We start from the raw sequence: 22,434 nt of genomic DNA on the forward strand, positions 1-22,434 counted from the left end.
AGCACCAGAACACCCAAGCGGGAATAGCTCAGTTGGTAGAGCACGACCTTGCCAAGGTCGGGGTCGCGAGTTCGAGTCTCGTTTCCCGCTCCAAATTCTTCTTCATCTCCAGATTATCCACAGCGAAGTGCTTCGTTGGGGACGTTTTCTGTTGTATCTGAAATACTCTTGTGAACAGAGTTATCCACAGAAACCGTGATAAAATCAGTCTGTACGAAATGTTAGCAGGGTGAATAATATCTTCGTAATTCCCTGTAATTTATGAAGAAAATTTGATTTCAAAATGTTATTGAGATCACTTGACCTGTTTGCCAGAGCTGATGGCGCCTGAATTCTTATTTTTACTCACAGCCTGTGAATATATCACACATCCCGCGGCAGCCCTTTTTCAATCACCCTGACCAGACGCTGTTTCTTCGGTAACTGCACTTCAACCACGCCGGCATTTCGCTTCTCAATTTGCTGCGCAATCGCCCATTCTATGTGCTCATCAAGAAGTGGGTGCTCACCTCTACGGCTTTCGAGCGCCTGAAGATTTGCCTCATCCCACGGGGCATTCCCCAGCGCAACGGCCACATTACGCAGCCAGCGCAGGTGGCCGATACGACGTATGGCGGAACCCTCCGTCACCTTCAGGAACCAGGCTTCGCTCCAGGCGAACAGTTCGATCAACTGCGGGGCATGTAACGCCTTGCGCGGACTGAAGTCTTCTTCGTCCGTCAACTGTGAATAACGGTTCCACGGACAAATCAGCTGACAGTCATCACAGCCGTAGATGCGGTTGCCAATAAGCGGACGAAACTCCTCTGGAATAGCGCCTTCCAGCTCGATAGTGAGATAAGAGATACAGCGGCGCGCATCAACGGTATACGGTTCGACAATCGCGCCCGTCGGGCAGATGGTCATACAGGCCACACAGCGGCCACAACCTTCTTCCACCGGACTGTCTACCGGAAGAGGTAAATCAATCAGTAGTTCACCCAGGAAAAAGAATGAGCCCGCGTCGCGGCTTAAGATAAGTGAGTGCTTACCTGTCCAGCCGAGCCCGGCTTTTTCGGCGATCGGGCGCTCAAGAATAGGCGCAGAATCGACAAAGGGTCTAAAATTCAGCGAAACACAGTGCTGCTGAATGGTTTCCCCGAGCTTTTTTAGACGGTTGCGCAGAAGTTTGTGGTAATCACGCCCCAGCGCGTATCGGCTGACGTAACCCAGAGAGGGATTTTTTAGCGTGCGCGCAAAGGCCGCGTTAGCGGGCAGATAGTTCATGCGTACGCTAATAACGCGCAGCGTACCCGGCAACAGCTCGTGGGGGCGGGCACGCATCATACCGTGACGCGCCATCCACTCCATCTCGCCGTGGTATTGTTTATCCAGCCATGCCTGGAGCTTAGGCTCACTGGCAGAGAGGTCGGTGTCAGTAATACCGACCTTCTGGAAGCCCAGTTCAGCACCCCACTGTTTTATTTTTTGCGCTAATTCATTGAGATCGAGGGGCTGTGACATGACGGACCATACTGTGAAGAAAAACCCCGCAAGTATACCACATTCCATCTGGCATGCGGATGACCTCCTTCGGGCCGAGAAAGAGGCCGCAGATAGCCTCGGCATTACCCTTTACGAACTGATGCAGCGCGCGGGCGAGGCGGCGTTTAACGTGGCGCGCACGGCTTATCCTGATGCCTCGCACTATCTGATCCTGTGCGGGCACGGCAATAACGGTGGCGATGGCTATGTGGTGGCTCGTCTTGCGGTGGCGGCGGGGCTGCGCGTCACCCTGATGGCGCTGGAGAGCGACAAGCCGCTACCGGAAGAGGCTGGCATGGCGAGAGAGGCCTGGCTGAATGCGGGGGGCATTATTCATGCGCCTGATATTATCTGGCCCGAGGATGTCGACGTGATTGTTGATGGTCTGCTGGGGACGGGACTGATGCGCGCGCCTCGCGATGACGTCGCCGCGCTGATTACGCGCGCTAATGCGCACCCCGCCCCGGTGGTAGCGCTGGATATTCCCTCCGGCCTGATGGCACAAACCGGCGCGACGCCGGGCGTGTCGATTGAGGCGGCGCACACCGTGACCTTTATCGCCCTGAAGCCGGGGCTGCTTACCGGGAAAGCGCGGGATGTCGTGGGCACGTTACACCACAACGCCCTGGGGCTGGAAAACTGGCTGATCGGACAGGATACCCACATCACCCGCTTTGATGCCTCCCAGCTTGCACAGTGGCTACCGCCGCGTCGTCCCACCTCCCATAAGGGTGACCATGGCCGACTGCTGATTATTGGTGGCGATCATGGCACGGCAGGTGCGATTCGAATGACCGGAGAGGCCGCGTTGCGCAGCGGCGGCGGATTAATACGCGTGCTGACCCGCAGCGAAAACATTCCGCCCATTATTACCGCGCGGCCGGAGCTGATGGTTCACGAGCTTACCCCGCAGGCGATTGAAGAGGGTCTTGAGTGGGCGGACGTGGTGGTCATTGGTCCGGGCCTGGGTCAGCAGGAGTGGGGTAAACAGGCCCTGCAAAAGGCCGAGAATTTTCGTAAACCGATGCTCTGGGATGCCGACGCGCTTAACCTTCTGGCAATAAACCCGGATAAGCGTCACAATCGCATTCTGACGCCGCACCCCGGCGAAGCCGCACGGCTGCTTAACTGTAGCGTGGCAGAAATTGAAAGCGATCGCTTACTTTCAGCCCAACGTCTGGTAAAACGTTACGGAGGTGTTGCCGTTTTGAAAGGGGCGGGAACCGTTATCGCCAGCGATGATGCGATGGGCATCGTTGATGCCGGTAATGCAGGCATGGCGAGCGGCGGCATGGGCGATGTGCTCTCCGGCATCATTGGCGCATTGCTCGGACAGAAACTTCCCCTTTATGATGCAGCCTGTGCGGGCTGCGTGGCCCACGGTGCGGCGGCTGACAGGCTGGCTGCTCGTTACGGAACGCGCGGTATGCTGGCCAGCGATCTTTTTTGCACGCTGCGGCGTGTTGTTAACCCGGATGTGATTGACGTAGAAAATGACTAATCGAGCGATTCCTTTACCTGATGAACAAGCCACTTTAGATCTCGGCAAGCGCGTGGCGCAGGCCTGTCAGGGGGCGACCGTCATTTATCTGTATGGTGATTTAGGCGCGGGTAAAACAACCTTCAGCCGTGGCTTTTTGCAGGCGTTAGGCCATAACGGGAACGTAAAAAGCCCGACCTACACGCTGGTGGAACCGTACACGCTTGAAAATATCATGGTGTACCACTTTGATTTATATCGTCTTGCGGACCCGGAGGAGCTGGAATTTATGGGGATCCGCGATTACTTTGCCAACGACGCCATCTGCCTGGTGGAGTGGCCGCAACAAGGTGCGGGTGTGCTGCCTGACCCGGATGTCGAAATTCACTTAGATTACCAGGCACAAGGGCGTGAGGCACGCATCAGTGCGGTTTCCTCATCAGGCTGTTCCTTACTGGCGCGTTTAGCCGGTTGAGCGTAGGGATAACGGGATGATTAATCGCGTTAAAGGTTGGGTGCTGGCTGCCACGGTCCTGCTGTGCGCGCAGGTCGGGGCGGCCAGCCTCTCGGATATTCAGGTGTCGAATGGCGATAGCCAGGCCCGCATTACGTTCAGCTTTATGGGCGATCCTGAATATGCTTTCTCACAAATCGACAGCCGCAGCGTGGCGCTCGATATTAAACAGACCGGGGTGATCCAGGGGCTGCCGCTCCAGTTCAGCGGCAACAATCTGGTGAAAAGCATCCGTTCGGGAACGCCGAAGGATACGCAGTCTCTGCGTCTGGTGGTCGATCTCACCGAAAAGGGCAAAACGAAGGCGGTTAAGCAGCAAAACGGCGCCAATTATACGGTGGTCTTTACCATTAATGCTGATGTTCCGCCGCCTCCACCGCCTGCACCTGTTGTAGCAAAACGCGTGGAAGCGCCGGTTTATACCCCAAGGCCGTCTGAGCCAGCCCGTAATCCGTTTAAATCACAAAATGACCGACTTACCGCCGTGACCAGCAGCAACACGGTGACGCGTCCGGCGGTCAGCGCGCGGCGAACACCGGTCAGTGGCGACAAAGTGATTATCGCCATCGACGCCGGACACGGCGGGCAAGATCCTGGCGCGATTGGCCCGGGCGGCACGCGGGAGAAAAACGTCACTATCGCCATTGCCCGTAAGCTGCGTGCGCTTCTGAATGACGATCCGATGTTTAAAGGGGTCATGACCCGCGACGGAGATTACTTTATTTCAGTGATGGGACGCTCGGATGTGGCGCGTAAGCAAAACGCCAACTTCCTGGTGTCGATTCACGCGGATGCTGCGCCGAACCGTAACGCCACCGGCGCGTCGGTATGGGTGCTGTCGAACCGTCGAGCCAACAGTGAAATGGCGAACTGGCTTGAAGAGCACGAGAAGCAATCTGAACTGTTAGGCGGGGCAGGCGATGTGCTGGCAAACAGCCAGGCCGATCCGTATCTCAGCCAGGCGGTACTGGATTTACAGTTCGGTCATTCTCAGCGCGTCGGGTATGATGTCGCCACTAACGTACTGAGCCAGCTGCAAAGCATTGGATCGCTGCATAAGCGTCGCCCGGAGCATGCAAGCCTTGGTGTCCTGCGTTCGCCGGATATCCCGTCGATTCTGGTAGAGACGGGCTTTATCAGTAACCATGGTGAAGAGCGTTTACTGGGAAGCGACAGCTATCAGCAGCAAATTGCCGAAGCGATTTATAACGGTCTGCGTAAATACTTTGACGCGCATCCGCTTCAGTCTGCGCCGCAGGGCGGGGCAGCCCAGACGGCAAGCGCCGCGCTGCCGGGTGAAATGACCGCGACTAATTAAGGAGAGTTCATGCCGATTCAGGTTCTACCGCCGCAGCTCGCGAACCAAATCGCCGCCGGTGAGGTGGTGGAACGCCCTGCGTCGGTGGTGAAGGAACTGGTGGAAAACAGCCTCGATGCAGGGGCGACCCGCATTGATATCGATATCGAACGCGGGGGCGCAAAGCTTATTCGCATTCGTGATAACGGCTGTGGCATCAAAAAGGACGAACTGGCGCTGGCGCTGGCGCGTCATGCCACCAGTAAAATTGCCTCACTTGACGATCTGGAAGCGATTATAAGCCTGGGTTTTCGCGGCGAAGCGCTGGCCAGTATCAGCTCCGTTTCCCGCTTAACGTTGACCTCCCGCACGGCCGACCAGCAGGAAGCCTGGCAGGCCTACGCCGAAGGGCGCGATATGGACGTCACGGTTAAACCTGCGGCGCACCCGGTAGGCACCACGCTTGAAGTGCTGGATCTCTTCTATAACACGCCCGCCCGGCGCAAGTTTATGCGAACCGAGAAGACCGAATTCGGACATATCGACGAGATCATCCGCCGCATCGCGCTGGCGCGCTTTGATGTCACCCTCAACCTCAGCCATAACGGTAAGGTGATGCGCCAGTATCGCGCGGTGGCGGAGGGTGGACAAAAGGAGCGTCGGTTGGGCGCCATCTGCGGCACACCGTTTCTGGAAAAGGCGCTGGCCATTGAGTGGCAGCATGGCGATCTGGCCCTGCGTGGCTGGGTTGCCGATCCGAACGCCAGCAGCGCCGCGTTCGCAGAAATTCAGTATTGCTACGTCAACGGCCGCATGATGCGCGACCGCCTGATTAACCACGCTATTCGACAGGCCTGCGAAGATAAGCTCGGCGCCGATCAACAGCCCGCCTTTGTGCTTTATCTGGAGATCGACCCGCACCAGGTTGACGTTAACGTGCACCCCGCCAAGCACGAGGTGCGTTTCCACCAGTCGCGCCTGGTGCATGATTTCATCTACCAGGGCGTTGCCGCTGTATTGCAGCAGCAGGCAGAGCCAGAGTTGCCGCTGGCAAAAGAAGCGCCCGCGCCGCGCCCACTGCCGGAAAACCGCGTGGCGGCCGGGCGTAACCATTTTGCCGAACCGGCGGTCGCGCGCGAGCCGGCTGCTCCACGTTTATCCCCGGCGGGCAACGCGCCGCGACCAACCGGTGCCAACTATCCCAACGCTCAGCCGGGCTACCACAAACAGCAGGGGGCGCTGTACCGCAAACTGCTGGATACGCCGGCGGTGGAGCATAAAGAGCACATCACGGTTTCAACCCCCTCTCTGGATGGGCATAGCCAGAGTTTTGGTCGGGTATTGACCATTATTGCTCCCGACATGGCGTTGCTTGAACGCGAAGGTAAACTGCTGTTGCTGGCGCTTTCCGTGGCGGAGCGCTGGCTCAAACAGGCGCAGTTAACCCCGGGGGTGAATGCCGCCTGCGCGCAGCCGCTGTTGATCCCCGTTCGCCTGAAAATATCCCCTGAAGAAACAGGGGTTTTGCGGCGCGTGCAGACGCAACTGGCCGAAATGGGGATTGAAATCGTACTGGACGCGCAGCATGTGACAATTCGCGCAGTGCCTTTACCCTTACGCCAACAAAATTTACAAAACTTGATTCCTGAACTGATAGGCTACCTGGCGCAGCAAACGACGTTTGATGCCGCCGATACCGCGCAGTGGATCGCCCGCCATCTGGCCAGCGAGCATGCACCGTGGAGTATGGCGCAGGCGATTACCGTTCTGGCGGAGGTGGAGCGCCTCTGTCCACAGCTGGTGAAAGCGCCTCCAGGTGGTTTGTTACAACCTGTTGATTTACAAACGGCGATGACCGCCCTGAAACATGACTGATGTAAGTAAGGCGAGCCTGCCAAAGGCGATTTTTCTAATGGGGCCAACGGCCTCCGGCAAAACGGCGTTAGCCATTGAGTTACGTAAAGTTTTGCCAGTAGAGTTGATTAGCGTTGATTCAGCCCTCATCTACCGAGGGATGGACATCGGCACGGCGAAGCCCAACGCAGACGAACTGCGTGCGGCACCGCACCGTTTACTGGATATTCTCGACCCGGCACAGGCTTACTCCGCGGCAGATTTTCGCCGCGACGCCTTAGCCGAGATGGCCGAGATTACCGCCGCGGGACGCATACCGCTGTTAGTTGGCGGCACGATGCTCTACTTTAAGGCGCTGCTGGAGGGGTTATCGCCTCTGCCATCGGCCGATCCGGAAGTGAGAGCGAAGATTGAGCGGCAGGCGGCAGAGCAGGGGTGGGACGTTTTGCACAGGCAACTGGAAGAGATTGACCCGGTTGCCGCAGCGCGGATCCACCCAAACGATCCGCAAAGGCTTTCCCGGGCACTGGAAGTTTTTTTCATTTCGGGTAAAACTTTAACGGAACTGACGCAAACGTCAGGAGACGCTCTGCCGTATCAGGTGCATCAGTTCGCCATCGCCCCGGCGAGCCGTGAACTGCTCCATCAACGAATTGAGCAGCGTTTTTATCAGATGTTGGCTTCAGATTTTGAAGCAGAAGTGCGGGCGCTTTTTGCCCGTGGAGATTTGCATACGGACATGCCTTCCATTCGTTGTGTGGGGTACCGCCAGATGTGGTCGTATCTTGAAGGCGAGATTTCATACGATGAAATGGTTTATCGAGGTGTTTGCGCCACGAGACAGTTAGCGAAGCGCCAGATCACCTGGTTACGCGGTTGGAAGGGGGTTCACTGGTTAGACAGTGAAAAACCACAACAGGCGTTAAACGAAGTGATTGAGGTTATTGGTGATATCGCTGACTGAATGTGTACAATTAAGCCGTATCGTGCGCAATTTTTCAGAATCGCAAGGTTCTAAGTACAAAACAAGCATATAAGGAAAAGATAGAATGGCTAAGGGGCAATCTTTACAAGATCCGTTCCTGAACGCATTGCGTCGGGAGCGTGTTCCAGTTTCTATTTATTTGGTGAATGGTATTAAGCTGCAAGGTCAGATTGAGTCTTTCGATCAGTTCGTGATCCTGTTGAAAAACACGGTCAGCCAGATGGTCTATAAGCACGCGATTTCTACTGTTGTTCCGTCCCGTCCGGTATCTCATCACAGCAATAACGCTGGAGGCGGCACTGGCAGTAACTACCATCATGGCAGCAACGCGCAGGGTTCTTCAACACCAGCGCAGGACAGCGAAGAAACCGAATAAGGTTTTGGGCTGTTTTCCACACGGGGAGCCAGGGATCCTGCGTTCCCCGCTGATCTTTTTAGAGAGGTTTACGCTTGTTTGACCGTTATGACGCCGGTGAGCAGGCGGTGCTGGTACACATCTATTTTTCGCAAGACAAAGATATGGAAGACCTCCAGGAGTTTGAATCTCTGGTCTCTTCCGCCGGTGTCGAAGCAATGCAGGTGATTACCGGTAGCCGTAAAGCGCCGCACCCGAAGTATTTTGTAGGTGAAGGTAAAGCAGTAGAAATTGCGGATGCCGTAAAAGCAACCGGCGCATCTGTTGTGCTGTTTGATCATGCGCTGTCTCCGGCTCAGGAACGTAACCTGGAAGCTCTCTGCGAATGCCGTGTTATCGATCGCACGGGGTTGATCTTAGATATTTTTGCTCAGCGTGCGCGTACCCACGAGGGTAAGTTGCAGGTTGAGCTGGCGCAGTTGCGCCATCTGGCGACGCGTCTGGTGCGTGGCTGGACACACCTTGAAAGACAAAAAGGCGGGATTGGTTTGCGCGGCCCGGGTGAAACCCAGCTCGAAACCGACCGCCGTTTGCTGCGTGGGCGTATAACCCAGATCCTTTCACGTCTGGAACGTGTAGAGAAACAGCGCGAACAGGGGCGTCGGGCGCGAACGAAAGCTGACATCCCAACGGTGTCGCTGGTGGGCTATACCAACGCCGGTAAATCCACCCTGTTTAACCAGATAACCGAGGCCCAGGTATATGCCGCAGACCAGCTGTTTGCGACCCTGGACCCAACCCTGCGCCGTATTGACGTCGCAGACGTCGGTGAAACGGTGCTGGCGGATACCGTAGGGTTTATTCGCCATCTGCCGCACGATCTGGTCGCGGCGTTTAAAGCGACGTTGCAGGAGACGCGTCAGGCGACCCTGCTACTGCATGTGATTGATGCGGCTGACGTACGCGTGCAGGAGAACATCGACGCGGTGAACGTGGTGCTCGAAGAGATCGACGCCCACGAAATTCCCACCCTGTTGGTGATGAACAAGATCGATATGCTGGACGATTTTGAACCGCGTATTGACCGAGACGAAGAGAACAAACCGATTCGGGTCTGGCTGTCTGCTCAGGCCGGGATTGGTGTGCCACTGCTTTTCCAGGCTTTGACAGAACGTCTTTCCGGTGAGGTAGCTCAGCACACGCTGCGACTGCCGCCACAGGAAGGCAGGCTGCGCAGCCGGTTTTATCAGCTTCAGGCGATAGAAAAAGAGTGGATGGAGGATGACGGCAGCGTGGGGATGCAGGTGCGTATGCCGATCGTTGACTGGCGTCGCCTCTGTAAACAAGAACCTGCGCTGGCGGACTATATCGTCTGATCAGAAAGGGGAAGCCTGAAAAATTCGCCCTTGCATAACAAATATGGAGCATATACATGGCGTGGAATCAGCCCGGTAATAACGGACAAGACCGCGACCCGTGGGGAAGCAGCAATAATCAAGGCGGCAACTCTGGGGGAAATGGCAACAAAGGTGGTCGCGAGCAGGGGCCGCCGGATCTGGATGATATCTTCCGCAAACTGAGCAAAAAGCTTGGTGGCCTTGGCGGAGGAAAAGGTTCTGGCTCGGGTGGCAATTCCACTCAGAGTCCGCGCCCGCCAATGGGTGGCCGCGTGGTGGGCATTGTCGCCGCTGCGGTAGTAATCATCTGGGCAGCCAGCGGGTTCTACACCATTAAAGAAGCAGAACGCGGCGTGGTCACCCGTTTCGGTAAGTTCAGCCATCTGGTTGAACCGGGCCTGAACTGGAAGCCGACCTTCATTGATGACGTGACCGCGGTTAACGTGGAGTCCGTCCGTGAACTGGCCGCCTCTGGCGTGATGTTGACCTCTGACGAGAACGTGGTGCGCGTTGAGATGAACGTACAGTACCGCGTGACCGATCCGGAACGTTATCTGTTTAGCGTGACCAGCGCCGATGACAGCCTGCGTCAGGCGACCGACAGCGCCCTGCGTGGCGTGATCGGTAAATACACCATGGACCGTATCCTGACCGAAGGTCGTACCGTTATTCGTAGCGATACCCAGCGTGAGCTGGAAGAGACCATCCGTCCGTACAACATGGGTATCACCCTGCTGGACGTCAACTTCCAGGCTGCACGTCCGCCGGAAGAGGTGAAAGCCGCCTTTGACGATGCGATTGCCGCGCGTGAAAACGAACAGCAGTACATCCGTGAAGCGGAAGCGTACACCAACGAAGTTCAGCCGCGTGCAAACGGTCAGGCGCAGCGTATTCTGGAAGAAGCGCGTGCGTATAAGACCCAGACCATCCTGGAAGCACAGGGTGAAGTGGCTCGCTTCGCGAAGATCCTGCCGGAATATAAAGCCGCGCCGGAAATTACCCGTGAGCGTCTCTATATCGAGACCATGGAAAAAGTGCTGAGCCATACGCGTAAAGTGCTGGTTAACGACAACAAAGGCGGAAACCTGATGGTCCTGCCGCTGGATCAGATGCTGAAAGGCGGTTCTGCACCGACAGCAAAAGACAACAGCGGTGCGAACAACCTGCTGCGTCTGCCACCGGCCTCCTCTGGCAGCGCCAGCGCGAACACAACGCCTTCTTCGAACGATGGTGACATTATGGACCAACGCCGTGCCAACGCGCAGCGTAACGACTACCAGCGTCAGGGGGAATAAGGATGCGTAAGTCAGTTATTGCGATCATCATCATTGTACTGGTCGTGCTCTACACCTCCATCTTTGTGGTGAAAGAGGGCGAGCGTGGGATCAAGTTCCAGTTCAGCAGCGTCGTGCGTGACGGCGACAAGCGTCCGGTGATTTATGAGCCGGGTCTGCACTTTAAGATCCCGTTCATTCAGTCAGTGAAAACGCTCGATGCGCGTATCCAGACCATGGATAACCAGGCCGATCGTTTCGTGACCAAAGAGAAGAAAGACCTGATCGTTGATTCCTATATCAAATGGCGCATCAGCGATTTCAGCCGCTACTTCCTGGCAACCGGGGGTGGCGACGTTTCTCAGGCAGAAGTGCTGCTGAAACGTAAGTTCTCTGACCGTCTGCGTTCTGAAATTGGTCGTCTGGATGTGAAAGACATTGTGACCGACTCCCGTGGTCGCCTGACGCTGGAAGTGCGTGATGCGCTGAACTCCGGCTCTGCGGGCACCGAGGATGAAGTTGAAACCCCGGCGGCAGACGATGCGATTGCCAAAGCGGCTGAACGTGTTCAGGCTGAAACCAACGGTAAAGTGCCGGTGATCAACCCGAACAGTATGGCGGCGCTGGGCATCGAAGTGGTTGATGTGCGCATCAAGCAGATCAACCTGCCAGCGGAAGTGTCCGAGGCGATCTACAACCGTATGCGCGCCGAGCGTGAAGCGGTAGCCCGTCGTCACCGTTCACAGGGTCAGGAAGAAGCGGAAAAACTGCGCGCGGCAGCGGACTATGAAGTCACCAAGACGCTGGCGGAATCTGAGCGCCAGGGTCGTATCCTGCGCGGTGAAGGTGATGCGGAAGCCGCGAAACTGTTTGCTGATGCATTCAGCCAGGATCCGGACTTCTATGCCTTCATTCGTAGCCTGCGCGCTTACGAGAATAGCTTCAAGAGCAACCAGGATGTGATGGTGCTCAGCCCGGACAGCGATTTCTTCCGTTATATGAAGACGCCGACCAACGCAACGCGATAAACTCAGGCTCGTTTGAGTATTCAAACCACCGCTCTTCACGGAGCGGTGGTTTTCTTTTATAAGGATGAAAAATGAATTCAACGATCTGGCTCGCGCTGGCCCTGGTTTTGGTGCTGGAAGGCCTCGGCCCGATGCTTTATCCGCGCGCATGGCGCCGGATGATCGCCACCATGAGCCAACTGCCGGATAATATTTTGCGTCGTTTTGGCGGTGGTCTTGTGGTTGCTGGTATCGTTATCTACTACATGTTGAGGAAAACGATTGGCTGATCAAAAACTAACCGCAATTGGCATATTTTAGGGTCAAAAAGTGCTGTATATCTGAAAAAGCGATGGTAGAATCCATTTTTAAGCAAACGGTGATTTTGAAAAAAATGGGTAACAACGTCGTCGTACTGGGCACCCAATGGGGTGACGAAGGTAAAGGGAAGATTGTTGATCTTCTGACTGAACGGGCTAAATATGTTGTACGCTACCAGGGCGGTCACAACGCAGGCCATACTCTCGTAATCAACGGTGAAAAAACCGTCCTCCATCTTATTCCATCAGGCATTCTTCGCGAAAACGTCACCAGCATCATCGGTAACGGCGTTGTGCTGTCTCCTGCTGCGCTGATGAAAGAGATGAAAGGTCTGGAAGACCGTGGTATCCCTGTTCGTGAGCGTCTGCTGCTCTCCGAAGCCTGCCCGCTGATCCTGGACTATCACGTGGCGCTGGACGTGGCGCGTGAAAAAGCGCGTGGCGCGAAAGCGATCGGCACTACCGGTCGTGGCATCGGCCCGGCATACGAAGATAAAGTGGCTCGTCGCGGTCTGCGCGTCGGTGACCTCTTCGACAAAGCAACCTTCGCTGAAAAACTGAAAGAAGTGATGGAATATCACAACTTCCAGCTGGTGAACTTCTATAAAGCCGAAGCCGTTGACTACCAGAAAGTGCTGGATGACGTCATGGCGATTGCAGACATTCTGACCGGTATGGTTGTTGATGTGTCCGATCTGCTGGACCAGGCGCGCAAGCGTGGCGATTTCGTCATGTTCGAAGGTGCGCAGGGTACCCTGCTGGACATCGACCACGGAACCTATCCGTACGTTACGTCCTCTAACACCACCGCGGGTGGCGTGGCGACCGGCTCTGGCCTGGGTCCACGTTATGTGGATTACGTTCTGGGCATCATCAAAGCGTACTCCACTCGCGTGGGTGCAGGTCCATTCCCGACCGAACTGTTTGATGAGACCGGCGAGTTCCTCTGCAAGCAGGGTAACGAGTTTGGCGCGACCACCGGTCGTCGTCGTCGTACCGGCTGGCTGGACGCCGTTGCCGTACGTCGCGCAGTGCAGATCAACTCCCTGTCTGGCTTCTGCCTGACCAAGCTGGACGTACTGGACGGCCTGAAAGAAGTGAAAATCTGCGTAGGCTACCGCATGCCAGATGGCCGCGAAGTGACCACCACTCCGCTGGCTGCTGACGACTGGGAAGGCATTGAGCCAATCTACGAAACCATGCCGGGCTGGTCTGAGACCACCTTCGGTGTGAAAGAGCGTAGTGGCCTGCCAAAAGCCGCGCTGGACTACATCAAGCGCATTGAAGAACTGACCGAAGTGCCGATCGATATTATTTCTACCGGCCCGGATCGTACTGAAACGATGATCCTGCGCGACCCGTTCGACGCATAATCTTCGTGACTGCTGGCCTGCGGGGAAACCCGTAGGCCGGATAAGCGCAGCGCCATCCGGCGACCGCTCCTGGATCTCCGCTTTTTCGCCCCGTCTGTCAAATAAATTAGCCGCTAACTATCTGGCTGGTTTATCATCATTAATGAATATCTCTGCGGTTTAACCGCGTTTTCCCTTTTTCCTGAGGTTGATGTGCAGTTAACAAGTTTCACCGATTACGGCTTACGCGCGCTGATTTACATGGCGTCGTTACCCGATGGGAAGATGACCAGCATCTCTGAAGTCACAGAGGTGTACGGTGTGTCCCGTAATCATATGGTCAAAATAATCAATCAACTTAGTCGTGCCGGATACGTTGCTGCCGTCCGCGGGAAGAATGGAGGGATCCGTCTCGGTAAACCGGCACAGAGTATCCGTATTGGCGATGTGGTACGTGAACTGGAGCCGCTCTCTCTGGTGAACTGTAGCAGCGCGTTCTGCCACATTACGCCCGCTTGCCGCCTGAAACAGGCGCTTTCAAAGGCCGTGCAAAGTTTTCTCAAGGAACTGGATAACTACACGCTGTCCGATTTGGTTGAAGAGAATCAACCGCTTTATAAATTATTGCTGGTGGAATGAAGAAAATTTCCACCGGAGCTGACAACGGAGGAACCGACATGTCACAAGATCCTTTCCAGGAACGCGAAGCCGAAAAATACGCGAATCCTATCCCCAGCCGCGAGTTCATCATTGAACACTTAACAAAACGCGAAAAACCCGCCAATCGTGAAGAACTTGCCGTTGAATTAAATATTGAAGGTGAAGAGCAAATTGAAGCCCTTCGCCGCCGCCTGCGCGCCATGGAGCGTGACGGGCAGCTGGTCTTTACTCGTCGCCAGTGCTACGCGCTGCCAGAACGCCTCGACCTGCTGAAAGGCACCGTTATTGGTCACCGCGATGGCTTCGGCTTCCTGCGCGTGGAAGGCCGTAAAGACGACCTGTACCTCTCATCCGAACAGATGAAGATGTGTATTCACGGCGACCAGATCCTGGCGCAGCCGCTGGGTGCAGACCGTAAAGGCCGCCGCGAAGCGCGCGTGGTCCGCGTGCTGGTGCCGAAAACCAGCCAGATCGTTGGCCGTTACTTTACCGATGCGGGCGTAGGCTTTGTGGTGCCGGACGACAGCCGTCTGAGCTTCGACATTCTCATCCCGCCTGAAGAGGTAATGGGCGCACGCATGGGCTTTGTGGTGGTGGTTGAACTCACCCAGCGCCCAACTCGTCGCACAAAAGCGGTAGGTAAAATCGTCGAAGTGCTGGGCGATAACATGGGCACCGGCATGGCCGTTGATATGGCGCTGCGCACCCATGAAATTCCGTACGTCTGGCCGAAAGCGGTTGAAGACCAGATCGAAAACCTGCGTGAAGAAGTGCCGGAAGAGTCCAAAGCAGGCCGCGTGGATCTGCGCGATCTGCCGCTGGTCACCATTGATGGTGAAGACGCCCGTGACTTCGATGATGCCGTATATTGTGAGAAAAAACGTGGTGGTGGCTGGCGTCTGTGGGTGGCCATCGCGGATGTGAGTTATTACGTACGTCCACACACGCCGCTGGATAACGAAGCGCGCAGCCGTGGTACGTCGGTCTACTTCCCGTCTCAGGTTGTACCGATGCTGCCAGAAGTGCTCTCCAACGGCCTGTGTTCCCTCAATCCGCAGGTGGACCGCCTGTGTATGGTCTGCGAAATGACCATCTCCAGCAAGGGACGTCTGACGGGCTATAAGTTCTACGAAGCAGTGATGAGTTCTCATGCGCGCCTGACCTATACCAAGGTCTGGCATATGTTGCAGGGCGATCAGGATCTGCGCGAACAGTACGCGCCGCTGGTCAAACACATCGAAGAGCTGCACAACCTCTACAAAACGCTGGATCAGGCGCGCGAAGAGCGCGGTGGGATCTCGTTTGAGAGTGAAGAGGCGAAGTTTATCTTCAACGCTGAGCGTCGTATCGAGCGTATCGAGCAGACCCAGCGTAACGATGCGCACAAGCTGATTGAAGAGTGTATGATCCTGGCGAACATCTCGGCGGCACGTTTCGTTGAGAAAGCCAAAGAGCCTGCGCTGTTCCGTATTCACGACAAGCCAACCACGGAAGCCGTAACCTCGTTCCGCTCCGTGCTGGCTGAACTCGGTCTGGAGCTTCCTGGCGGTAATAAGCCTGAGCCACGCGATTACGCCGAGCTGCTGGAATCCATCAGCGATCGTCCTGACGCGGAAATGCTGCAAACCATGCTGCTGCGCTCCATGAAGCAGGCGATTTACGATCCGGAAAACCGGGGCCACTTTGGTCTGGCCTTACAGTCGTACGCGCACTTTACCTCGCCGATCCGCCGTTATCCGGATCTGTCCCTGCACCGTGCGATCAAGTATCTGCTGGCGCACGAGCAGGGTCATAAAGGCAATACGACCGAAACCGGAGGGTATCACTACTCCATGGAAGAGATGCTGCAACTGGGCCAGCACTGTTCCATGACCGAGCGTCGTGCGGATGAAGCAACGCGCGACGTGGCGGACTGGCTGAAGTGTGACTTTATGCTGGATCAGGTGGGTAATATCTTTAAAGGCGTGATTGCCAGCGTCACCGGCTTTGGCTTCTTCGTGCGTCTGGATGAGCTGTTTATCGACGGTCTGGTGCACGTTTCCAGCCTCGATAACGATTACTACCGCTTCGACCAGGTCGGACAACGTCTGATCGGCGAATCCGGCGGCCAGACCTACCGTCTGGGCGATCGGGTGGAAGTGAAGGTTGAAGCCGTGAATATGGACGACCGTAAAATCGACTTCAGCCTCATCTCCAGCGAGCGTGCTCCGCGTAACGTCGGGAAAACCGAGCGTGAGAAAGCGAAAAAAGGTGGCAACGGTAAAGCGGGCGGCAAGCGACGTCAGGCAGGTAAAAGAGTAAACTTTGAGCCAGACAGCGCTTTCCGTGGCGAGAAGAAACAGAAGCCCAAGGCGGCAAAAAAAGACGCTCGTAAAGCGAAAAAACCGTCGACCAAGACCCAAAAAATAGCGGCCGCGACCAAAGCGAAGCGCGCGGCGAAGAAACAGCAGGCGGAGTAATTTCCCCTCACCCTGACCCTCTCCCCAACGGGAGAGGGAAAATATTTATTACGAGAACCATCAATGAGTGAAATGATTTACGGCATCCACGCGGTGCAGGCCCTGCTGGAGCGCGCGCCGGAGCGTTTTCAGGAAGTTTTTATTCTGAAAGGGCGAGAAGATAAACGTCTGATGCCGCTGATCCACGCGCTGGAAGCGCAGGGCGTAGTGATCCAACTGGCGAACCGCCAGTATCTGGATGAGAAAAGCGAAGGAGCTGTACACCAGGGCATTATCGCGCGCGTGAAGCCAGGCCGTCAGTATCAGGAGAACGATCTGCCGGATCTGATCGCTGAGCTGGATAACCCGTTCTTCCTGATCCTTGATGGCGTAACCGACCCGCATAACCTGGGCGCGTGCCTGCGTAGCGCCGATGCAGCAGGCGTGCATGCGGTGATTGTGCCAAGAGATCGTTCCGCGCAGCTTAACGCTACCGCTAAAAAAGTTGCCTGTGGCGCGGCGGAAAACGTTCCGCTGATCCGCGTGACTAACCTGGCGCGCACCATGCGTCTGTTGCAGGAAGAGAATATCTGGATCGTCGGCACAGCCGGTGAAGCGGATCACACCCTGTATCAGAGCAAAATGACCGGCCGCATGGCGCTGGTGATGGGGGCAGAAGGTGAAGGCATGCGTCGTCTGACGCGCGAGCACTGCGACGAGCTGATCAGCATCCCGATGGCAGGCAGCGTGTCGTCCCTGAACGTTTCTGTTGCGACGGGTATCTGCCTGTTCGAAGCGGTGCGTCAGCGCGGGTAGCCTGTTGTGCCGGGTGGCGGCTTCGCCTTACCCGGCCTACAAAAGCATGGTAACGTAGGCCCGCTAAGCGCAGCGCCACCGGGCAACAATCTCACTCCTCTAACGACCGTAAATGGTCATCCTTCCTCAGCGTCATCAGCGCGAAAATACTCACCACCGCCGTTGCCATCACGTAGTACGCCGGAATATCCAGATTGCCCGTCTCTTTAATCAGCCCGGTAATGATCAGCCCCGCGCAGCCCGAGAAGATCGCATTCGACAGAGAATAGGCCAGCCCCAGCCCGGTATAACGCACGCGCGTCGGGAACATCTCAGACAGCATTGCCGGCCCCGGCCCTGCCAGCATCCCAACCAGACCTCCCGCAATCAGCACCACAATCGCTTTGACCGCCAGCGTACTGGTTTCCGCCTGCAAAATTTTCAGCAGCGGCAGGGCGAGGATCAGCAGGAGCACGGTGGAGATAATCATCACCGTCCGCCGCCCGATCCTGTCGCTCAGCATGCCCGACGGAATGATCGTGAGCGCAAATCCAATGTTAGAAATCACCGCAATCAGCAGCGCCTGGTTAAAACTGGTGTGCAGCGCAGATTGCAGATAGGTCGGCATAATCACCAGATAGGTATAGCCCGCCGCAGACCAGACCATCACGCGGCCAATGCCCATCAGGATGGTTTTGAACGTGGCGGCGGTGGTGGCCTGAGTAACAACCGGTTTTTCCCGTTGCTGCACAAAGCTCGGCGTCTCTTCCATGCTCACCCGCAGCCATAGCGCGACCGCACCCATCGGCAACGCCAGGAAGAACGGAATGCGCCAGCCCCAGTCGTGCAAGGCTTCAGGGGAGAGCAGGGCAGAGAGCAACGCGACAATGCCTGCTCCCGCTAACAGCCCGAGCGCCACGGTGAAGGACTGCCATGCCCCGTAAAGACCGCGCTTGCCGCGCGGGGCGAACTCCGTCATCAATGAGACCGCACCGCCATATTCACCGCCCGCGAACAGTCCTTGCAGAATACGCAGGAGCGTAACGATCAGCGGCGCGGCAATCCCGATACTGGCGTAGACCGGCACAATACCGATGGCAGCGGTGGCGAGCGTCATCAATACCAGCACGATAATCAGCGTCGGTTTGCGGCCAATCCTGTCGCCAATGCGGCCAAAGACCACCGCACCCAGCGGACGGAAGAAGAAAGCGATGGCGAACGAGGCCCAGGTAAGGATCAGGCTGGTGAGCTCCGCTTCCCCCTCAAGCTGGAAGAAGTTTCTGGCAATCACCGTTGCCAGAAAACCGTAGACCGCAAATTCATACCACTCGATGAAATTACCGATGGAGCCTGCAATTAATGCACGCTTGTGCGCATCCTGTTGCATAACGATCCTCACAAAAACAGGGTAAGAATAAATTATTCAGCATTAGTGAAGTAATGAAATAGTTTATTCTTATGTTCTGTGAGCTATTTCACGAATGATATCAACACGATTGTCATCGTGTGACCCCCCTCCCATGCAGCGTGCATGCCCTCTGTCCATACTTACCTTTATTGCCAATGAAAGGAGGGAGACAGCATGCACTGGCAGACTCATACCGTTTTTAATCAACCTGCACCGCTATCGAACAGCAACCTTTTTCTCTCTGATTGCGCCCTGCGCGATGCGGTAGCGCGCGAAGGGGCTGAGTGGGATGTGGATCTTCTTGCCAGCATCGGACAGCAGTTGGGTACGGCGGAGTCGCTGGAGCTGGGCAGGCTGGCGAACGTTAATCCGCCGGAGCTGCTGCGTTATGACGCCACGGGAGAGCGGCTGGACGACGTCCGCTTTCATCCAGCATGGCATCTTCTGATGCAGGGGCTTTGCGCCAACCGGGTGCACAACCTGGCGTGGGAGGAGGAGGCGCGGAAAGGATCGTTCGTCGCCAGGGCCGCGCGTTTTGTGCTGCATGCTCAGGTGGAGGCGGGAACGCTATGCCCGGTGACCATGACCTTTGCGGCCACGCCGCTGTTGCTACAGTCGCTACCCAAACCGTTTCACGACTGGTTAACGCCGCTGATGAGCGATCGCTACGATCCCCATCTCGCACCGGGGGCGCAAAAGCGCGGCCTGCTGATCGGCATGGGGATGACGGAAAAGCAGGGCGGTTCGGACGTACTCAGTAATACCACCAAAGCAGAGAAATGCAGTGATGGCAGTTACCGGCTGGTGGGGCACAAATGGTTTTTCTCCGTGCCGCAGAGCGATGCGCATCTGGTGCTCGCGCAGGCGAAGGGCGGGTTGTCCTGCTTTTTTGTCCCGCGTTTCTTACCCGACGGGCAACGCAATGCCGTGCGCCTTGAGCGTCTGAAGGACAAGCTCGGTAACCGTTCAAATGCCAGCAGTGAGGCTGAGTTCCTTGATGCTTACGGCTGGCTGCTGGGCGAAGAGGGTGAAGGTGTCCGGCAAATTCTGAAGATGGGCGGGCTGACGCGCTTTGACTGTGCGCTTGGCAGCCACGGACTGATGCGCCGTGCGCTCTCAGTGGCGCTTTATCATGCCCATCAGCGGCAGACCTTCGGCAAAAATCTTATCGACCAGCCGTTAATGCGCGACGTGCTAAGCCGTATGGCGCTGGTGCTGGAGGGACACACGGCACTGCTGTTCCGACTCGCCCGGGCGTGGGATAACCGCACCGACCCGCAGGAAGCCGCATGGGCGCGGCTATTCACTCCGGCGGCAAAATACAGCGTCTGCAAAGCGGGCATACCGTTTGTGGCAGAGGCAATGGAGGTGCTGGGCGGCGCAGGCTATTGCGAAGAGAGTGAGCTTCCGCGGTTGTACCGTGAAATGCCCGTTAACAGCATCTGGGAAGGCTCTGGCAATATTATGTGCCTGGATGTACTGCGCGTACTGGCGAAGCAGTCGGGCATTCTCGACCTGCTCGCCGATGATTTCGCGCAGGTAAAAGGCCAGGACAGGCACTTCGATCGCAGCTGGCGGCAGCTACAGCAGAAGCTGCGTAAACCGCAGGAAGCGCAGGGCAGGGAGATCGCGCGGCAGCTCTTTTTACTCGGGGCCGGAAGCCAGATACTGCGGCACGCAACGCCGCCCGTAGCGCAGGCGTGGTGCCGCATGATGCTGGATACCAGGGGCGGCACGCTGATGAGCGAACAGGTGCAAAACGATCTGCTGCTGCGCGCCACGGGCCGGGTCGGTTAAGCTTTAAGCTGGAACAGGCTCACCAGCCGGGTGAGATGTGAACCCTTCTCGCGCAGCGTCTGCGCCGTCTGCTCGCTGCGTGAGATACGATCGGCATTGATGTGCGATGCCTCACCGATGTGCGTCATCGCCAGATTCACCTGACCAATCCCCGCAGACTGCTCGCGGGAGGCGTGGTTGATCTCGGTAACAAGCTGGCTGATGTTATCGATATGAACAATGATGGCATCCATCGCCAGACGCGTCTGCTCAGAAAGCGCATGGCCTTCGCTCACCTTGTTCAGCGTGTCGCCAATCAGCTGCTCAATCTCTTTTACCGCGTTGGCGCTGCGTGCGGCCAGGGCGCGCACCTCTTGCGCCACCACTGCAAAACCTTTCCCGTGCTCGCCCGCCCGCGCCGCTTCAACCGCCGCATTGAGCGCCAGGATATTGGTCTGGAAAGCGATGGACTCAATCACGCGGGTGATGTCTTCAATGCGTTTCGATGCATCACGAATATCATCCATGGTGGAAACTGCGTGGGTCACCGTCTCTCCACCCTGATGCACCGCGCGCGAGGTTTCACCCACCAGCTGCTGAGTTTGCTCCATGTTGGCGGCATTTTGCTGCACGGTGGCGGCTAATTGCTCCATGCTGGCGGAGGTCTCCTCAACGCTGCTGGCCTGTTTGTTGATTTGTTCAGAGATCTCGCCGGTATCTGAAGCCAGCGCTTTAGTCCCCAGATGGATTTCGCTTGCGGCCTCGCGGACCTGCAACACAATTTTTTGCAGGCCGCCCCCGATCCCATTGATGGCATCAATCAGCTGGCCGACTTCATCCTGGCGGGTTACCGGCAGGCTGGCGCGAAGATCGCCTGCGGCATACTGCCGGGCAAGCGCGATCACTGCGCGCAGTGGGCGGGTTAGCATCCGGCGAATGAGGATAACGAACAGGCCCGCGAAGAGCGCGGATAGCACCACGCCCGCCATCAGGAAGCGATCGCGCAGCGTGGTGACGCTTGAAAGCAGTACGGCTTTATCCACTTCACCCACGATGGTCCAGTTCCAGCCCGGCAGCGGCGTGTAGGCGACTTTGAGCGTACGGCCATCCGCGCTCACGCGTTCCAGCGTGCCGGCTTTATCACTCAGAAGCTGCTGCTGTGTCGCCGTGTCCCAGTTGGGCAGTTTGCCCTCTTCGCTGGCATGGAACAGATACTGTCCGCGCGTTTTACCGCTGCTGCGATCCAGTACAAAGAAGTGACCGCTCTTGCCCAGACGACGGTTAAGGATTTTCTCGCGCATGACGTTCCAGGAATGGGTGATGTCGACGCCAACAAAGATAATCCCGATAACCTGGCCTTCCGCATTTTTAACAGGCTGGTACTGCGTGATATAGCGCTTGCCGAACAGCAGCGCGAGGCCGCGATAGACCTCCCCTTTGGTGACAGCCGCAAATGCCGGGCTGGTGCTATCAAGAACGGTTCCGATGGCGCGGTCGCCATTCTCTTTGCGCAGCGACGTGGCCACGCGGATAAAATCGTTACCGCTGCGGACAAACAGCGTCGAGATGGCCCCCGTTCGGCTCAGGAAGTCATCAGAAAGCGTATTGTTTTCATGCAACTCCGTTTCACCGCCCTTCAGCAGAGGAACGGTAAGGCCGTTAATGGTCCGGCTCTGGCTGCTGTCGCTGTTCAATGGCTGTGGCAAAAAGGTGGTGAACAGGCGGGTATAGCTCTCGACCTCTTCGCTCAGGCTGGTGTTGAACATCTCTACCATATCCACCATGCCGGTAGACTGGTTATGCAGGTCTTCAACCGCAAGATCTTCAAGCTGCTGGCTGGCGTTGTGGCTCAACAGAAAAGTGAACAGCAAAAAAAGCGTGGCGACACTGGCACCTGTTAGCAGCGATAGCTTCGTGCCCAGACCTGCCCGGCGGAAAAAGGTGATCATAAATTGCTCATTATTGAAAAGTGATGGCTGTTCAACGGCCGAGCAGAGA

At 56.6% G+C, this 22,434-nt stretch carries 18 protein-coding genes and 1 tRNA gene; 16 read left to right on the plus strand and 3 right to left on the minus strand.

Annotation, left to right across the window (positions count from 1 at the left end):
- The first annotated feature begins 17 nt into the window (after positions 1-17).
- Positions 18-93: transfer RNA gene (locus SK53_RS14905), tRNA-Gly, on the plus strand.
- A gap of 270 nt (positions 94-363) precedes the next feature.
- On the opposite strand, the gene queG is transcribed toward SK53_RS14905, so the two are convergent.
- Positions 364-1,503, minus strand: coding sequence for a tRNA epoxyqueuosine(34) reductase QueG (queG, locus tag SK53_RS14910; protein ID WP_003855966.1), 1,140 nt, complete (start codon positions 1,501-1,503; stop codon positions 364-366).
- On the opposite strand from queG, the gene nnr reads away from it, so the two are divergent.
- The 14 genes from nnr to rlmB all read left to right on the plus strand — a co-directional run bounded on the left by nnr (position 1,502) and on the right by rlmB (position 17,273).
- A complete protein-coding gene (gene nnr / locus SK53_RS14915) occupies positions 1,502-3,025 on the plus strand; it encodes a bifunctional ADP-dependent NAD(P)H-hydrate dehydratase/NAD(P)H-hydrate epimerase (RefSeq protein WP_048209721.1) in 1,524 nt (507 codons plus the stop codon). The genes queG and nnr overlap by 2 nt on opposite strands.
- Positions 3,018-3,479 carry a tRNA (adenosine(37)-N6)-threonylcarbamoyltransferase complex ATPase subunit type 1 TsaE gene (gene tsaE / locus SK53_RS14920; protein ID WP_003855970.1) on the plus strand — a complete coding sequence of 154 codons (462 nt, stop codon included), beginning with the start codon at positions 3,018-3,020 and terminating at the stop codon, positions 3,477-3,479. The genes nnr and tsaE overlap by 8 nt, the downstream gene beginning before the upstream one ends.
- Positions 3,480-3,495: 16 nt before the next feature.
- A complete protein-coding gene (amiB, locus tag SK53_RS14925) occupies positions 3,496-4,836 on the plus strand; it encodes an N-acetylmuramoyl-L-alanine amidase AmiB (protein ID WP_003855985.1) in 1,341 nt (446 codons plus the stop codon).
- A 9-nt stretch (positions 4,837-4,845) separates the two neighbouring features.
- Positions 4,846-6,690, plus strand: coding sequence for a DNA mismatch repair endonuclease MutL (gene mutL / locus SK53_RS14930; RefSeq protein WP_048209722.1), 1,845 nt, complete (start codon positions 4,846-4,848; stop codon positions 6,688-6,690).
- The gene (gene miaA / locus SK53_RS14935) at positions 6,683-7,633 is read left to right on the plus strand and encodes a tRNA (adenosine(37)-N6)-dimethylallyltransferase MiaA (RefSeq protein WP_048209723.1); all 951 of its coding nucleotides are present in this window, start codon (positions 6,683-6,685) and stop codon (positions 7,631-7,633) included. The genes mutL and miaA overlap by 8 nt, the downstream gene beginning before the upstream one ends.
- An 85-nt stretch (positions 7,634-7,718) precedes the next feature.
- Complete coding sequence (gene hfq, locus SK53_RS14940) at positions 7,719-8,030, plus strand: RNA chaperone Hfq (protein WP_003855990.1); 312 nt, start codon at positions 7,719-7,721, stop codon at positions 8,028-8,030.
- A 74-nt stretch (positions 8,031-8,104) separates the two neighbouring features.
- Complete coding sequence (hflX, locus tag SK53_RS14945) at positions 8,105-9,385, plus strand: ribosome rescue GTPase HflX (RefSeq protein ID WP_003855991.1); 1,281 nt, start codon at positions 8,105-8,107, stop codon at positions 9,383-9,385.
- Positions 9,386-9,441: 56 nt separating this feature from the next.
- On the plus strand, positions 9,442-10,701 hold the full coding sequence (gene hflK, locus SK53_RS14950; protein WP_022650254.1) for an FtsH protease activity modulator HflK: 1,260 nt from the start codon (positions 9,442-9,444) through the stop codon (positions 10,699-10,701).
- Positions 10,702-10,703: 2 nt separating this feature from the next.
- Positions 10,704-11,708, plus strand: coding sequence for a protease modulator HflC (hflC, locus tag SK53_RS14955; protein ID WP_003855994.1), 1,005 nt, complete (start codon positions 10,704-10,706; stop codon positions 11,706-11,708).
- Positions 11,709-11,779: 71 nt separating this feature from the next.
- Entirely contained in the window at positions 11,780-11,977 is a 198-nt protein-coding gene (locus SK53_RS14960; RefSeq protein WP_003855996.1) for a DUF2065 domain-containing protein, read from the plus strand.
- A gap of 104 nt (positions 11,978-12,081) precedes the next feature.
- Positions 12,082-13,380, plus strand: a complete 1,299-nt coding sequence (locus SK53_RS14965) for an adenylosuccinate synthase (protein ID WP_003855997.1) — start codon at positions 12,082-12,084, stop codon at positions 13,378-13,380.
- A gap of 192 nt (positions 13,381-13,572) precedes the next feature.
- On the plus strand, positions 13,573-13,998 hold the full coding sequence (nsrR, locus tag SK53_RS14970; protein WP_048209724.1) for a nitric oxide-sensing transcriptional repressor NsrR: 426 nt from the start codon (positions 13,573-13,575) through the stop codon (positions 13,996-13,998).
- Between the two features lie 38 nt (positions 13,999-14,036).
- Positions 14,037-16,478: a ribonuclease R gene (gene rnr, locus SK53_RS14975; protein ID WP_023315260.1), complete on the plus strand. Its 2,442-nt coding sequence runs from the start codon at positions 14,037-14,039 to the stop codon at positions 16,476-16,478.
- Positions 16,479-16,541: 63 nt separating this feature from the next.
- Positions 16,542-17,273 (plus strand): 23S rRNA (guanosine(2251)-2'-O)-methyltransferase RlmB, encoded by a 732-nt coding sequence (gene rlmB / locus SK53_RS14980; protein ID WP_003856001.1) that lies wholly within the window; start codon positions 16,542-16,544, stop codon positions 17,271-17,273.
- Positions 17,274-17,364: 91 nt separating this feature from the next.
- Here rlmB and SK53_RS14985 read toward each other — a convergent pair whose 3' ends face one another.
- Positions 17,365-18,639 carry an MFS transporter gene (locus SK53_RS14985; RefSeq protein ID WP_023324043.1) on the minus strand — a complete coding sequence of 425 codons (1,275 nt, stop codon included), beginning with the start codon at positions 18,637-18,639 and terminating at the stop codon, positions 17,365-17,367.
- A 195-nt stretch (positions 18,640-18,834) separates the two neighbouring features.
- Here SK53_RS14985 and SK53_RS14990 point away from each other — a divergent pair, with 195 nt between their 5' ends.
- Complete coding sequence (locus tag SK53_RS14990; RefSeq protein ID WP_032608358.1) at positions 18,835-20,457, plus strand: isovaleryl-CoA dehydrogenase; 1,623 nt, start codon at positions 18,835-18,837, stop codon at positions 20,455-20,457.
- On the opposite strand, the gene SK53_RS14995 is transcribed toward SK53_RS14990, so the two are convergent.
- Complete coding sequence (locus tag SK53_RS14995; protein WP_048209725.1) at positions 20,454-22,385, minus strand: methyl-accepting chemotaxis protein; 1,932 nt, start codon at positions 22,383-22,385, stop codon at positions 20,454-20,456. The two genes, SK53_RS14990 and SK53_RS14995, sit on opposite strands and share 4 nt — an antisense overlap.
- Positions 22,386-22,434: the final 49 nt, after the last annotated feature.

Source organism: Enterobacter sp. MGH119 (genome assembly GCF_001037675.1).
GTDB classification, from domain to species: Bacteria; Pseudomonadota; Gammaproteobacteria; order Enterobacterales; family Enterobacteriaceae; genus Enterobacter; species Enterobacter hormaechei_C.

Excerpts from the sequence above, each read along its gene's own strand:
- hflC (WP_003855994.1), top strand. The coding sequence starts at position 10,704 with ATGCGTAAGTCAGTTATTGCGATCATCATCATTGTACTGGTCGTGCTC.
- SK53_RS14960 (WP_003855996.1), top strand. The coding sequence starts at position 11,780 with ATGAATTCAACGATCTGGCTCGCGCTGGCCCTGGTTTTGGTGCTGGAA.
- rnr (WP_023315260.1), top strand. The coding sequence starts at position 14,037 with ATGTCACAAGATCCTTTCCAGGAACGCGAAGCCGAAAAATACGCGAAT.
- mutL (WP_048209722.1), top strand. The coding sequence starts at position 4,846 with ATGCCGATTCAGGTTCTACCGCCGCAGCTCGCGAACCAAATCGCCGCC.
- amiB (WP_003855985.1), top strand. The coding sequence starts at position 3,496 with ATGATTAATCGCGTTAAAGGTTGGGTGCTGGCTGCCACGGTCCTGCTG.
- tsaE (WP_003855970.1), top strand. The coding sequence starts at position 3,018 with ATGACTAATCGAGCGATTCCTTTACCTGATGAACAAGCCACTTTAGAT.
- rlmB (WP_003856001.1), top strand. The coding sequence starts at position 16,542 with ATGAGTGAAATGATTTACGGCATCCACGCGGTGCAGGCCCTGCTGGAG.
- queG (WP_003855966.1), bottom strand. The coding sequence starts at position 1,503 with ATGTCACAGCCCCTCGATCTCAATGAATTAGCGCAAAAAATAAAACAG.
- hflK (WP_022650254.1), top strand. The coding sequence starts at position 9,442 with ATGGCGTGGAATCAGCCCGGTAATAACGGACAAGACCGCGACCCGTGG.
- SK53_RS14995 (WP_048209725.1), bottom strand. The coding sequence starts at position 22,385 with ATGATCACCTTTTTCCGCCGGGCAGGTCTGGGCACGAAGCTATCGCTG.
- SK53_RS14965 (WP_003855997.1), top strand. The coding sequence starts at position 12,082 with ATGGGTAACAACGTCGTCGTACTGGGCACCCAATGGGGTGACGAAGGT.
- nnr (WP_048209721.1), top strand. The coding sequence starts at position 1,502 with ATGACGGACCATACTGTGAAGAAAAACCCCGCAAGTATACCACATTCC.
- SK53_RS14990 (WP_032608358.1), top strand. The coding sequence starts at position 18,835 with ATGCACTGGCAGACTCATACCGTTTTTAATCAACCTGCACCGCTATCG.
- miaA (WP_048209723.1), top strand. The coding sequence starts at position 6,683 with ATGACTGATGTAAGTAAGGCGAGCCTGCCAAAGGCGATTTTTCTAATG.
- hfq (WP_003855990.1), top strand. The coding sequence starts at position 7,719 with ATGGCTAAGGGGCAATCTTTACAAGATCCGTTCCTGAACGCATTGCGT.
- SK53_RS14985 (WP_023324043.1), bottom strand. The coding sequence starts at position 18,639 with ATGCAACAGGATGCGCACAAGCGTGCATTAATTGCAGGCTCCATCGGT.